Raw genomic sequence first — 14108 nt, forward strand, 5'->3', positions numbered from 1 at the left:
TATGATAAAATAGTAGGGATAAAATATGAGGAGAAGGAATAATGGTAGAACCCAAGTATAAACGCGTTTTAATTAAGCTTTCTGGTGAAGCCTTGGCGGGTTCCAAAGGTGTTGGCATTGATTTGCCAACCGTCCAAGCTATGGCTAAGGAAATCGCTGAAGTGCATGAATTAGGGATCCAAATTGCTTTGGTCATTGGTGGCGGTAACCTCTGGCGGGGCGAACCAGCGGCAGCGGCTGGTATGGATCGGGTTCAGGCTGATTATACCGGCATGCTGGGAACGGTCATGAATGCCTTGGTTATGGCAGATAGTCTCAAGCAGGTTGGTGTTGATACCCGTGTGCAGACGGCTATTGCTATGCAATCTGTGGCAGAACCTTACATTCGCGGTCGAGCTTTGCGGCATCTGGAAAAAGGGCGGATTGTTATCTTCGGTGCCGGTATTGGTTCTCCTTATTTCTCGACTGATACAACTGCAGCTCTCCGGGCTGCCGAAGTTGAAGCTGATGCCATTCTCATGGCTAAGAACGGTGTTGATGGTGTCTACAATGATGATCCCCGCAAGAATGCTGATGCCGTCAAGTTTGATGAATTGACTCATGTAGAAGTTATCAAACGCGGTCTCAAGATTATGGATGCAACAGCCGCTACAATGTCTATGGACAATGATATTGACTTGGTTGTCTTCAATATGAACGAATCTGGCAATATCAAACGCGTCGTTTTTGGGGAATCCATCGGCACAACTGTTTCTAACAAATCATCAAATTAAGGAAGAAAAGGAAAAAAGTATAATGGCAAATTCAATTATTGATAAAGCAAACGATCGTTTTAAACACTCGCATGAGTCACTGGCTCGTGAGTTCTCAGCTATCCGCGCTGGTCGAGCAAACGCTAGCCTTTTGGACCGCATCGAAGTGGATTATTATGGGGCTCCAACTCCCCTCAATCAATTGGCTTCTATCACAGTACCAGAAGCTCGTGTCCTTTTGATTTCACCATTTGATAAAAACTCTATCAAAGATATTGAACGGGCGATTAATGAATCAGACCTCGGTATTAACCCTGCTAATGATGGTTCTGTTATTCGCTTAGTTATTCCGTCCTTGACCGAAGAAACACGTAAAGAGCTGGCTAAGGAAGTGAAAAAGGTTGGTGAAAATGCTAAGATTGCTATCCGTAACATCCGCCGTGATGCTATGGATGAGGCTAAGAAGCAAGAGAAGGCTAAGGAAATTACCGAAGACGAACTTAAGTCATTGGAAAAGGATATCCAAAAAGCAACCGATGAAGCTGTCAAGAAGATTGATAGCATGACCAACGAAAAAGAAAAAGAATTGCTAACCGTTTAATGGCACTGAGGGGGTCTGGGACAAGAGCGTCTCGGACCTTTTTAGTCAATGAGGAAATAAGATGAACAATTTACTAGCAAAAACGATCACAGCTATGGTGACAGACCAAAATGATCACTATTACTATGTGCAAAAAGATGGCTTGACTCTAGCCTTGGATAAAAAGGAAGGGGAGTACCAACTGGGCCAGATGATTCAAGGATTTGTTTACTTAGACCAGCGTCAAAAGCTTCGCCTGACAACTCTTAAGGTCTCTGCTACTCAGGATAGCTATGGCTGGGGTGTGGTGACCAATGTCCGTAGAGATTTAGGTATCTTCCTCGATACGGGCCTGCCTGATAAGGAAGTTGTGGTCTCTTTAGATGTCTTGCCTGATATCAAGGAACTTTGGCCTAAGAAAGGGGATAAGCTCTATGTAAAATTAGAGGTTGATAAAAAGGACCGTATCTGGGCTCTCCCAGCTCAAGCAGAAGTCTTCCAAAAGATGGCTGGCCCTGCTTACGACAATATGCAGAATGAGAAGTTGCGGGCCATCGTCTATCGTCTCAAACTGTCAGGAACTTTCGTCTACCTGCCTGATAATAACATGCTGGGCTTTATCCATCCGAGTGAACGTTATTCAGAGCCCCGTCTTGGTCAGGAGCTGGAAGCGCGTGTCATTGGTTACCGTCACGTTGATCGTACTCTCAATCTTTCGCTGAAGCCACGCTCCTTTGAGATGCTGGAAAATGATGCTCAGATGATTTTGGTCTATCTGGAAAGTCATGGCGGTTTTATGACCTTGAATGATAAATCTTCTCCAGAGGATATTAAAGCGACCTTCGGTATTTCTAAAGGACAATTCAAGAAGGCTTTGGGGGGGCTCATGAAAAGTGGTAAGATAAAGCAGGATCCAACTGGGACAGAACTGATTAAAGGTTAGTGGGCTGAGCCGTTTTGGCTCGGCTTTTTCTTAGTTCGGATTGTTCTGATAGAGAAAGATTAAAGGGTGATAAAAATTGTCTATCGCTTGATAAGTTTTAAATAATTGTTTGCCTAGCTTAAAGATGATATCATGAGTTTACAATTAAAATTGTAAGGAGTTTTTTATGAAACTTAAAAATATTGTGAAATTAGGTGCCGTAGCTGTGGCCTCTGTTGCCATTTTGGCAGCCTGCAGTTCTAAGGGAGCATCTGGTGGAAAAGAGACTGTCAATTTTGCAACTGTAGGAACTACCGCTCCCTTCTCTTATGAAGACAAGAACGGTAATTTGACTGGCTACGATATTGAAGTGGCCAAGGCCGTTTTTAAGGGCTCTGATAAATATAAGGTTGAGTTCAAGAAAACTGAATGGTCATCAGTCTTTGCTGGGTTGGATTCTGGCAAATATCAAATGGGCGGTAACAACATTTCTTACTCTACTGATCGCGCTAAGAAGTATCTCTATTCTGAGCCAACAGGAACAACTCCAACTGTTTTGACTGTGCCTAAGGATAGTGATATTAAATCTTACGATGATATTGCTGGTCATTCTACTCAAGTTGTTCAAGGGACAACGACCGCTAAACAATTAGAAGACTATAATAAGAAGCACAGTGATAATCCGGTTGACATCAATTATACAGAAGAAGATGTTACTCAGATCTTAGGCAGCTTGAATGATGGTAAGTTTGATTTTAAACTCTTTGATGCTCCGACTGTTAATTCAGTTATTAAGAGTCAGAATCTGTCAAATTTGAAGACCATTGATGTACCTTCTGAGCAAAAACCATTTATCTACTTCGTTTTCTCTAGCGATCAAAAGGATTTGCAAAGCTATGTCAACAAGCGTCTAGAAAAGCTACAGAAGGATGGTACCTTAGCGAAGTTAGCAGAAAAGCATTTAGGCAATAAAGATTATATTCCTACAGCCAAGGAAATGAAGGTACCTGCTAAAAAATAAATCGTCATAAAGGAGGTCAGTCCTCCTTTTTTGTTAAAAGTCGCTCATGTTCGGATGCTAGCGATATAGTTATTAACTATAAGTTTATACAATAATAAACAATTTGAAAGCAGTCTATCCTTGTGGGATAATAAATTCACGATAATTAGAAAAGAGGTCTTCTATATGAAGTGGAAAAAGATTATTGGTATCATTACGGTAGTAGCTGCGGCGACTCTGTTCTTGACTGCCTGTGGTTCTAAATCAAATAGTAAAAATGAACTCAAGGTTGGGATTATGACTTTAGATGATACGACGAAACCTGTCTGGGATCAGGTTAAAAAGGATGCGGCTAAGAAAGGCATCACCATCAAGTATGTTCAATTTACAGACTATAACCAACCTAATAAGGCCCTATCGACTGGTCAGGTCGATGTCAATGCCTTCCAGCATTATTATTTCCTTAATAACTGGAACAAGGAAAATAAGGGGAATTTGGTAGCGGTAGGGGATACCCTAATCAGTCCAATCCGCCTCTTCTCTAAAACAACCTCATCTGGTAAGGAAGAATACTCAGATGTTAAAGATCTACCTGAAGGTGCTAAGATTGCCATTCCTAATGATGCTTCAAATGAAAGTCGTGCTCTCTTCTTGCTTCAGGCTGCTGGTTTGATTAAGCTTTCTACCAAGAATGGTGACCTAGCAACTTTGAAAGATATTACCGAAAATTCTAAGAATATTGATATCACAGAGGTTAGTGCTGAACAGTTGGTTACCAATCTCAAGAATAAGTCTTTAGACGCTGCGGTTATCAATAATGCTTATGCTCAGGAAGGTAAGATTGATTACAAGACGACACTGTATACGGAAAAAATTGATGCAACGTCTAAAGATTGGGTCAATGTTATTGCGGCTAAGAAGGATTGGAAAAAATCAAACAAAGCTGATGCTATTAAGACTTTGGTTAAAATTTACCAGTCTGATAAGATTGCAAAATTGATTAACAAGTCCACTCATGGTGTTGATCGGGCTGCATGGAAGGGTGCTCCAAAACCAGCATCATCCGGTAATAACTAAAGGCTAGATGATAAATAAGGGGAGCTGGATCGTAACTGTTTTCAGCTTCTTTTTTATTAATGGAACACGCCTATGACTCTGCAGAAGAAGATAACGTTTCTTAGATGTTGCAGCATCTGTGTTAACTTTCTATTTTCTATTGAGAATGGCTTAGTATTTTAAGTAGAGGAGATCAAAATGATGGGATCAAATGAGAAAGAGCAAATAGCGAAGTTTGAGAATGATAAACTTGCTCAGGAGTATCTTGAGGTTTTGAGAAAACTAATTGCCAAAAAATCTATCTTTGCTCAAGGAATTGGCTTGAAAGAAGTGGCTAACTATCTAAAGGATATTTTTTCTCAAGCTGGAGGGGAGGTCTTGGTTGATGAGAGTTATCAGGCGCCCTTGGTGCTTGCCAAGTTTAAGAGCCCTAATCCTCAGGCTAAGACCCTTATTTTCTATAATCACTATGATACGGTCCCAGCGGATGCCGATCAGGTCTGGACAGAGGATCCCTTTAAACTGAGCCTCAGGGACGGGTATATGTATGGCCGGGGTGTTGATGATGATAAGGGACACATTATTGCTCGCCTGACGGCTGTGTGTCAGTATATGGCAGAAGTGGGTGCCTTACCCCTTAATATAACCTTCATGATGGAAGGAGCTGAGGAGTCAGCCTCAACGGATTTAGAAGAGTACTTGACTAAGCATAGAGAAGACCTTCTGCCTGCTGATTTTTTAATCTGGGAACAGGGGATTAAAAATGCCAAGGGGCAGCTGGAGATTACTGGTGGCAATAAGGGCATTGTTACTTTTGATTTATCTGTGAAAAGTGCTAGCGTTGATATCCATTCAAAATTTGGAGGTGTTATTGAGTCTGCAACTTGGTACCTTCTTAGGGCTATTGACAGTATGCGTGACGATCAAGGGCGTATCTTGATTGATGGTATTTACGATCAGGTTCAAAAGCCGACAGAAAGGGAATTGGAATTGGTCGAAAAATATGCTATCGAAAATGGAAAAGGTCTGACAGATTTATATGGCTTAGAATTACCTGTTATGTTAGAAGATAGACAAGCTTTTCTGAAACGCTACTTTTTCGAACCTGCTCTTGGTGTGGAAGGAATCCGTTCAGGTTATCTGGGCCAAGGTGTCAAAACAATTATTCCGTCAACGGCTCAAGCCAAGATGGAGATGCGCTTGGTACCCGGATTGACACCGGCATTTGTTATTGATAAAATTAAGCGTCATCTGCTCAAGCATGGCTTTGATGCTGTCCAAGTAACCTACACTTTAGGGGAGGAAAGCTATCGTTCTGATATGTCGGCTGAGCCTATTCTTCGTGTGATTGATTTGGCTAAGCGATTCTATCCAGCAGGTCTAGCAGTCCTACCGACAGCTGCTGGGACAGGCCCTATGAAGATGATTCATCAGGCTCTTAAGGTTCCTATGGTCGCCTTTGGCTTAGGAAATGCTAACAGTCGAGATCATGCCGGAGATGAAAATATTTCGATTGCAGATTATTATACTCACATTGAACTAGTTAAGGAGTTAATAAAATCATATGAATGAAACTATTATTCAATTAGATCATATTGATATTACTTTCCATCAAAAGAAAAAAGTCATTGAGGCCGTTAAGGACGTGACGGTCCACATCAATCAAGGGGATATCTACGGAATCGTTGGTTACTCTGGTGCTGGGAAGTCCACCTTAGTCAGGGCCATCAATCTCTTGCAGATTCCTACAGCAGGAAAGGTTCAAGTTGCTGGCGATCCCTTATTTGATAAGGGAAAGGTGACCTTGGATTCTGCTAAATTGCGGCAGAAACGTCGTGAAATCGGAATGATTTTTCAACATTTTAATCTGATGGCTCAAAAAACGGCTAGGCAAAATATCGCTTTTGCCTTACGCCACTCAGATTTATCCAAGGAAGAAAAGGCTAAAAAGGTTGACCAACTGTTGGAATTGGTGGGATTGGCAGATCGCTCCGATAATTATCCAGCTCAATTATCTGGCGGTCAAAAGCAAAGGGTGGCCATTGCTCGTGCGCTGGCTAATGATCCAAAGATTCTGATTTCCGATGAATCGACCTCAGCTCTCGATCCCAAGACAACCAAGCAAATTCTGGCTCTTTTACAAGATTTGAATAAGAAATTGGGCTTGACAGTCGTTATGATTACCCACGAAATGCAGATTGTTAAAGATATCTGTAATCGGGTAGCTGTCATGCAAAATGGTTCTTTGATTGAAGAGGGATCCACTTTGGAAATCTTTTCTAATCCTAGGGAAGCCTTGACGCAGGATTTTATCAAAACAGCAACGGGGATTGATGATGCCTTGGCTAAAATTAATCGTCAAGAGGTGGTTGAGAATCTGGGAACAAATGATCGTCTGGTCTTACTGCGTTATGCTGGAGCTTCGACCGATGAGCCCCTTCTCAATCAGCTTTATAAGGACTATGAGGTTTCGGCCAATATTCTTTACGCCAATATTGAAATTTTAGGAGACACGCCTGTTGGGGAGATGGTCGTGATACTGTCCGGTCAACAGGTTGAGTCTGCTCTAAAAGTTATTGAAGAGGCAGATGTATCTGTTACGATTTTAAAGGGAGGTAGGAAATAATGGAGCTGATTGAAAAGTATTTACCCAATGCCTATGAGTTGGGCTGGTCTGGTGATTTAGGCTGGTGGTCTGCTATCTTGGCAACTCTCTACATGACCTTTTGGAGCTTTTTGATAGGGGCTTCTCTGGGACTGGTTGCAGGTCTTTTTCTCGTTTTGACGGGCCCAGGCGGTGTTATTGAAAATCGACCAGTCTTTTGGGTGCTGGATAAGATTGTTTCAATTTTCCGTGCGATTCCTTTTATTATTTTGCTGGCAATCTTATCAGGTATCACACTCTTTCTCGCTGGGACAACGCTTGGTGCGACTGCCGCCTTGGTTCCTCTTTCAGCAGCTACCTTCCCCTTCTTTGCCCGCCAAGTTCAGGTGGTCTTTTCCGAAATGGATAAAGGGGTGATTGAAGCAGGACAGGCTAGCGGCGCAACACTATGGGATATCATCAAGATCTATCTCAGTGAAGGTCTTCCTGAGCTCATTCGTGTTTCTACTGTTACCTTGATTTCATTGGTTGGAGAAACAGCCATGGCTGGTGCCATTGGTGCTGGCGGTTTGGGAAATGTGGCCATTGCTTATGGCTATCAGCGTTTCCAAGGAGATATCACTCTGGTAGCGACTATCTTTATCCTTCTTTTAATTTTTATCATTCAGTTTACTGGTGACTTTTTAACAAGAAAGTTGAGTCATAAATAATAAACAGCTAAGAAGAGTACCCTGCTTTGTCTGGATGAGAATCCAGCGGTGGGGTGCTTTTTTACTTTCTTACAATATTGTAAGAAAGTAGAGAACGATTGTAAGGTTCAAGGGGAAAATTTTCGGTAAACTAAAGATGGTTAAAGATCAAAGAACTTGTTAGGCCAATTCAGCTTTAAGCTGGCTGGTACTTAAGTTATAATAAATAGAAAAGAGGAGACCACATGCTGTTAGAAATTAATCATCTCAAGAAAATTTTCCGTACACGCTTTTCCAAGGAAGAGACCCATGCCTTGCAGGATGTTGATTTTAAGGTCGATACAGGCGAATTTATCGCCATCATGGGAGAGTCAGGTTCTGGTAAAACCACGCTTTTGAATATTCTGGCGACTTTGGAGAAGCCAACAGAGGGCTCAGTCATGCTCAATGGTCAGGATATTACCAAAATCAAGGAGAGTCAGCTGGCTGGCTTTCGCCTCAGAAATTTAGGTTTTGTCTTTCAGGAGTTTAACCTGCTGGATACTCTGTCTGTAAGAGACAATATCTTTTTGCCTTTGGTTTTGGATCGTAAGTCTTATCAGGAAATGAATCATCGTTTAAATGATCTGGCTCCTGTACTCAGAATTCAAGATTTATTGGATAAACGCCCCTTTGAACTGTCTGGTGGGCAAAAGCAGCGAGTAGCAGTGGCTAGAAGCCTGATGGCCAATCCGCAGGTTTTGCTGGCTGACGAACCGACAGCCGCCTTAGACTACCGCAATTCTGAAGACCTGCTCAACCTATTTGAAGCTATTAATTTAGATGGTCAGACTTTGCTTATGGTCACCCACTCAGCCAATGCCGCAGGTCATGCTAAACGTGTGCTTTTCATCAAGGACGGCCGGATTTTCCACCAGCTCTACCGTGGTGATAAGAGTAATAAAGATTTTAGTAAGGAAATCTCGCTAGCCATGTCAGCCCTGTTAGGAGGTGAGTAGGATGTTCTATCTCAAAATGGCTGTTCGCAACCTCAAAAACTCTATGAGTCAGTATGGTCCCTTCATGCTGGCTAGCCTCCTGCTCTTCTCCTTGCTATGTTCCTCTTGGCTGATTTTGCTCAGTCCTATGGGGAAAGGAATGAACACTGGGGCCACTACCTTGGTTTTAGGCATTTTTGTCCTGACCATCTTTTCTCTTATCATGGAGCGCTACAGCTATAAAATCTTACTCAAGCAGCGCAGCCGTGAGTTTGGCCTCTATAATATTCTGGGTATGAATAAAGCTCAAGTTGGAGTGATAGCGACGCTGGAGTTAGGAATGATCTTTTTGGGGTTAATTATTCTGGGATCGGTGTTCAGTGCTGTCTTCTCAAAGTTTCTCTATCTCATTTTTGTCAATATCATCGATTATGACAAGCTTAATTTAAAGCTGACCGTTCTGCCTTTTATTCTTACTGTTCTTATTTTTGCAGGGATCTTTCTGATCTTGGAGCTAACAGCTCTCTGGCATATCAGAAAGTCTTCCCCTCTCAACCTCTTTAGTAAGCAGGAGCAGGGGGAAAAAGAACCTAGAGGCAATATTATTTTGGCGGCAGCTGGACTCTTATCACTTGGGTGGGCTTATTATCTCGCTTTAACATCTACCAATTCTGCTGCTCTCGTAGTACTGTACCGTTTCTTTATCGCTGTGCTATTGGTTATTGCTGGGACCTATCTCTTTTATATCAGTTTTATGACCTGGTACCTCAAACACCGCCGTAAAAACAAGACTTATTACTATCAACCTGAGCACTTTGTCACCACCTCGCAGATGATTTTTCGCATGAAGCAAAATGCAACAGGTCTAGCCAGTATTACCCTGTTGGCGGTCATGGCTCTGGTCACCATCGGAACGACAGTATCCCTCTACAGTAATACTCAAAATGTGGCCAGAGAGACTTTTCCAAAATCCGTCAGAATTACCTATGGCACTAAGCATGGCGAAGGACGGCAGCGCTTGCAGGCTGATGTCTTAGATAAACTGGAGAAATCGGATAAGGACCTTATTGACTACACCACGAACCTGATCTTTATGCCCCTAAGCACTCAAAAATCTGTGCGTGTAACCGATAAGGATGTTCTAGAGGATGTTAGTCAACAAGGGTTTGTCTATGTCCTGACGCAGAAGGATTTCCGAAGACTAGGCAATAATCTCCCCCACCTAAAAAAGAAGCAGGCAGCTTTCTATATTCAAAAGGGGAAGAGTCGGCTAAAAACCCTCGATTTATTAGGACGGCATTATGATATCGTCAAGAACTTTAAAGCTGTGCAAATGCCAGACGTTGCTACGACCTATAATCCAGGCGTTCTGGTCGTCGCTGACCGTCAAGAAGTTAAAGCTATAGTAGCAGCGTATAAGCCCTATTTATCTAAGATGACAACAATGAGTGAAACGTATACGGCCTACTTGGATCTGTCTGATAGGGAAATAAAAAAAGTTGCACCAGATGGCATCGGTATCGGTCAGAGTAAAGATGCAAATGCGGGGCATCTGGACACACGCGAGGCCTCTCTAGCAGAAGGTTACCAGATTTTTGGCGGTTTGCTCTTCACAGGTGTCCTTTTAGGTAGCAGTTTTATTCTAGGATTGGCTCTGATTATCTACTACAAACAGTATTCTGAAGGGTATGAAGACAAGAAATCTTATCGTATCTTGCAAGAAGTCGGTATGAGTGAAGGACAGGTAAAAAAGACCATCAATTCACAAATTATCCTCGTCTTCTTTATGCCTTTGGCCTTTGCTGCCTTGCACTTTGTGATGGCTATTCCCATGCTCAAGCAGATGCTTCAAGTTTTCGGTGTGACCAGTTCCAATCTGGTCTACCTTGTCAGCGTTATAACGGTTGCGGTTATCGCCTTAATCTACTTTATCATCTACCGCCTGACCAGCCGCACCTATTATCGTCTAATTGAACGCTGAAGAGTAACTGATTATTAGGATTAAATGTCCAAGGACCCAGTCGATAGTTTCGACTCAGGTCCTTTTATGTTAAAATGAGTTAAAATGACTAGTAGTCTCGTTGCAAGAGCCAGCTATAGAAAGGATACTTATGAATCAGCCCAAAGGGAAAATTTATCTGGTTGAAGATGATTCGACCATCGTAGCGCTCCTTAGCCAGCATCTATCAGACCGGTATCAGGTTGCCAGTGTCCGTAATTTTCGTGATGTCCGTCAAGAAGCTGAAAATTTTAGACCAGATCTCATCTTAATGGATATTACCTTGCCTTATTTTAATGGCTTTTATTGGACAACAGAGATTCGCAAGTCTATGACTGTCCCTATTATTTTTATATCGTCCAGTGATGATGAGATGGACATGGTCATGGCTCTCAATATGGGAGGTGACGATTTTATTGCCAAACCTTTCTCACTGCCCCTTTTGGATGCTAAAATCTCAGCTTTTCTACGCCGAGCCCAGCAGTTTACGGCTGATGTTTTGCAGATAGGTGATTTTAGTCTGACACGTGACGGCCTTTTGTCTAATGGTGACAGGCAGGTTACCTTATCACCGACAGAAAATAAGATTTTAGCTATTTTACTGTCTCACAAGGATCAGGTTGTTTCTAAGGAAGAACTGTTGGAAAAGCTTTGGGAAAACGAGAGTTTTATTGATCAGAATACCTTGAGTGTTAATATGACCCGCCTGCGTAAAAAGATAAGCCCTTTAGAGTTTAATCATATTCATACGGTGAGAGGAGTAGGGTATTTACTCAAATGATTAGGAAGTACATACAAGAATACGGCCTTTGGTACTTGATTTATGGCCTTATAGCTGGTCTGTTTTGTCTAACTTTTTGGCTCTATCACCTGCCTTTGGAGTATTTTATCAATAGTCTGGCTTTAAATATCGTTATTTTGTTAGGGTTTAGTCTCTGGCTTTATGCCCATTTTTATAGTAAGCTACAACAACTAAATAATACTACAATTAATTTTGAGCCGGCGGATTTTAAAAGATGGCAGTCTCCTAGTGATCGAGCCTATCAGGCGATTATCGCTGATTTAAAGGCCAAAGAGGCTGAGATTTTATTGGATGCGGCTCAAGAACGCAATCGGTTGGAATCTATGATAAAAATGTGGTCCCATCAGATGAAAGTTCCTATCTCTGCCTTATCGTTCATGGCTCAAACCCAGCAGCTGGACAAGAGTGAAGTCGAGCAGCAGCTTCAACGATTGCAGCACTATCTCAATACCTTACTGGCCTACCTTAAATTCAGCCGGCATAATGATGACTTTCGCTTTGAACTTATCTCGGCGCGTGAGATAGCTGTCGATCTTGTTAAGAGCTATCGGACACTCTGTCTTTCTAAAAATCTATCGGTGTCCATTGAGGGTGATTGGCAGATCAAGACAGATAAAAAATGGCTGACTTTTGCCCTAGCTCAGATCCTGGACAATGCTATTAAATATTCTCAGGACAATAGCCAAATCAGATTTATAATGACTGATCAAGGGGTGACAATCAGTGATCAAGGTATAGGTATTTTACAAGAAGATTTGCCAAGATTATTTGATGAAGGCTTTACCGGTTATAATGGGCATGAGCACCAAAAGGCCACTGGATTTGGTCTTTACATGACCAAGCAGATATTAGACAGTCTAGGGCTTTCTATCCGAATAACCAGCCAAGTCGGTCAGGGAACCAGTGTCAGAATTACAAAATCATAGTTCTATATCACAATGGCCAAGTCCTTGATTGCTAGTCAGTCAATCTTAGTTCTTAACATAATAATAAAACCACCTGTTAAAAAGGTGGTTTTAAATTTATTATGACTTCCAGCCAGTTTTCTAAAAGAGAAAAACAAATAAACCACCCGTCAAGCGGGTGGCTATATTCCTATTATTTCATCGTAGGGAACAACAATACGTCGCGAATGGTTGTGGTATCGGTTAGCAGCATGACCAGACGGTCGATGCCGATACCCAGTCCGCCTGTTGGCGGCATACCATATTCGAGAGCCTCGATGTAGTCATAGTCGATACCAGTAGCTTCATCATCCCCAAGTTCTTTGGCAGCTGCCTGAGCCTCGAAACGTTCCAATTGATCAATCGGATCATTAAGTTCTGTAAAGGCGTTGCCGTATTCATTGGCCATTATAAAGAGCTCAAAACGATCTGTGAAACGTGGGTCATCTGCATTTTTCTTAGCCAGAGGAGAGACTTCAACTGGGTGTCCGTAGACAAAGGTTGGCTGAATCAGCGTTTCTTCAACAAATTCTTCGAAGAAGGCGTTAATAATATGTCCAACAGATGTAAAGTGGTTCTCAAGTGGAACATTTTTTTCCTGTGCCAGCGCTTGAGCTTCTTCTAAAGACATTTCCTGCCAAAAATCAACTCCAGTCACTTCCTTGATGGCATCAACCATGTGCACACGCTTGAAGGGGGCGTTGATTTTGATTTCAGTGCCTTGATAAATGACAGCAGCATCCCCCTTAACGGATTTAGCAGCATGCTGAATAATGCCTTCGGTCAGATCCATGATATCATTGAAATCCGCATAGGCCTGATAAACTTCAATAGAGGTAAATTCAGGATTATGGGTAGCATCCATTCCTTCGTTACGGAAGATGCGGCCGATTTCATAAACACGCTCCATACCACCAACAATCAGGCGTTTGAGGTGGAGTTCGGTTGCAATCCGCAGTACCATGTCCATATCCTGAGCATTGTGGTGGGTGATAAAAGGCTTAGCTGCTGCACCGCCTGCCTCATTATGAAGAACAGGTGTTTCAACTTCCAGAAAGCCAAGGCTATCTAAGTATCGGCGAATTTCAGAAATGATTTGTGAGCGAGTGACAAAGCGTTCGAAGCTGTCACGATTGGTAATCAAATCCAAATAGCGTTTGCGGTACTTAGTTTCTACATCTGTTAGACCATGGAATTTTTCAGGTAGGGGACGCAAGGCCTTGGACAGATGCGTAATATGAGTTGCCTTGATAGAAAGTTCTCCCATATCGGTCCGCATGATTTCACCTTCAACGCCCAAGAAGTCACCGATATCAGCCTTTTTGAAAATTTGGTAGTTTTCATCACCAACGGCATCCTTACGGACATAGATTTGAATTTGCCCTTCACGATCTTGCAGGTGAGCGAAGCCGACTTTCCCTTTACCACGTTTGGTCATGAGGCGGCCAGCAATAGTAGCGGTGTCGTTAAGCTCATGAAGTTCTTCCTTGGACTTATCATCATATTTAGCTTTGAGCTCAGCCGAATTTGCAGTTCGTTCAAAGCGTTGGCCAAAAGGGTCAATGCCCGTTTCGGACAAAGCCGCCATTTTTTCTCGGCGGACAATTTGTTGGTCATTCAATTCTTGCTTATGTTCCTGAGACATGTTTATCCTCCAGTAATTACTCCAATCTATTTTATCATAAAATAGGGACATGCGATATAGGAAAATAAGTGCTTTCTCTCTTTCTAGACAAAAAGAAAGAAGTGGTTCAGTAAGAACCTAAGAAAATAGGGAAATAG

Annotated in this window: 13 protein-coding genes; 12 read left to right on the top strand and 1 reads right to left on the bottom strand. The window is 42.3% G+C overall.

The window, feature by feature from the left end; translation table 11 throughout:
- Positions 1-41 precede the first annotated feature (41 nt).
- The 12 genes from pyrH (at position 42) to ACFSN5_RS02465 (ending at position 12308) form a co-directional block, all read left to right on the top strand.
- A complete protein-coding gene (pyrH, locus tag ACFSN5_RS02410; RefSeq protein WP_004226566.1) occupies positions 42-773 on the top strand; it encodes a UMP kinase in 732 nt (243 codons plus the stop codon).
- 22 nt (positions 774-795) lie between these two features.
- Positions 796-1353 (top strand): ribosome recycling factor, encoded by a 558-nt coding sequence (frr, locus tag ACFSN5_RS02415; protein WP_165209099.1) that lies wholly within the window; start codon positions 796-798, stop codon positions 1351-1353.
- Positions 1354-1414: 61 nt separating this feature from the next.
- Positions 1415-2275, top strand: coding sequence for a CvfB family protein (locus tag ACFSN5_RS02420; RefSeq protein ID WP_165209102.1), 861 nt, complete (start codon positions 1415-1417; stop codon positions 2273-2275).
- Between the two features lie 166 nt (positions 2276-2441).
- Positions 2442-3275: an amino acid ABC transporter substrate-binding protein gene (locus ACFSN5_RS02425; protein ID WP_165209105.1), complete on the top strand. Its 834-nt coding sequence runs from the start codon at positions 2442-2444 to the stop codon at positions 3273-3275.
- A 165-nt stretch (positions 3276-3440) separates the two neighbouring features.
- Complete coding sequence (locus ACFSN5_RS02430) at positions 3441-4331, top strand: MetQ/NlpA family ABC transporter substrate-binding protein (RefSeq protein WP_165209108.1); 891 nt, start codon at positions 3441-3443, stop codon at positions 4329-4331.
- A 177-nt stretch (positions 4332-4508) separates the two neighbouring features.
- Positions 4509-5882: a M20/M25/M40 family metallo-hydrolase gene (locus tag ACFSN5_RS02435; RefSeq protein ID WP_165209111.1), complete on the top strand. Its 1374-nt coding sequence runs from the start codon at positions 4509-4511 to the stop codon at positions 5880-5882.
- Entirely contained in the window at positions 5875-6936 is a 1062-nt protein-coding gene (locus ACFSN5_RS02440) for a methionine ABC transporter ATP-binding protein (RefSeq protein WP_165209114.1), read from the top strand. Before ACFSN5_RS02435 ends, ACFSN5_RS02440 begins: the two co-directional genes overlap by 8 nt.
- A complete protein-coding gene (locus ACFSN5_RS02445; RefSeq protein ID WP_165209117.1) occupies positions 6936-7625 on the top strand; it encodes a methionine ABC transporter permease in 690 nt (229 codons plus the stop codon). Before ACFSN5_RS02440 ends, ACFSN5_RS02445 begins: the two co-directional genes overlap by 1 nt.
- Before the next feature lie 224 nt (positions 7626-7849).
- A complete protein-coding gene (locus ACFSN5_RS02450; protein ID WP_165209120.1) occupies positions 7850-8602 on the top strand; it encodes an ABC transporter ATP-binding protein in 753 nt (250 codons plus the stop codon).
- 1 nt (position 8603) lies between these two features.
- On the top strand, positions 8604-10562 hold the full coding sequence (locus ACFSN5_RS02455; RefSeq protein ID WP_165209123.1) for an ABC transporter permease: 1959 nt from the start codon (positions 8604-8606) through the stop codon (positions 10560-10562).
- A gap of 130 nt (positions 10563-10692) precedes the next feature.
- Positions 10693-11361, top strand: coding sequence for a response regulator transcription factor (locus ACFSN5_RS02460; RefSeq protein ID WP_165209126.1), 669 nt, complete (start codon positions 10693-10695; stop codon positions 11359-11361).
- Complete coding sequence (locus ACFSN5_RS02465) at positions 11358-12308, top strand: sensor histidine kinase (RefSeq protein ID WP_165209129.1); 951 nt, start codon at positions 11358-11360, stop codon at positions 12306-12308. Before ACFSN5_RS02460 ends, ACFSN5_RS02465 begins: the two co-directional genes overlap by 4 nt.
- Positions 12309-12480: 172 nt before the next feature.
- On the opposite strand, the gene lysS is transcribed toward ACFSN5_RS02465, so the two are convergent.
- A complete protein-coding gene (gene lysS, locus ACFSN5_RS02470; protein WP_165209132.1) occupies positions 12481-13971 on the bottom strand; it encodes a lysine--tRNA ligase in 1491 nt (496 codons plus the stop codon).
- Between the last annotated feature and the right edge of the window lie 137 nt (positions 13972-14108).

Source organism: Streptococcus tangpeifui, assembly GCF_044503215.1.
In the GTDB taxonomy this organism is placed as follows: Bacteria; Bacillota; Bacilli; order Lactobacillales; family Streptococcaceae; genus Streptococcus; species Streptococcus tangpeifui.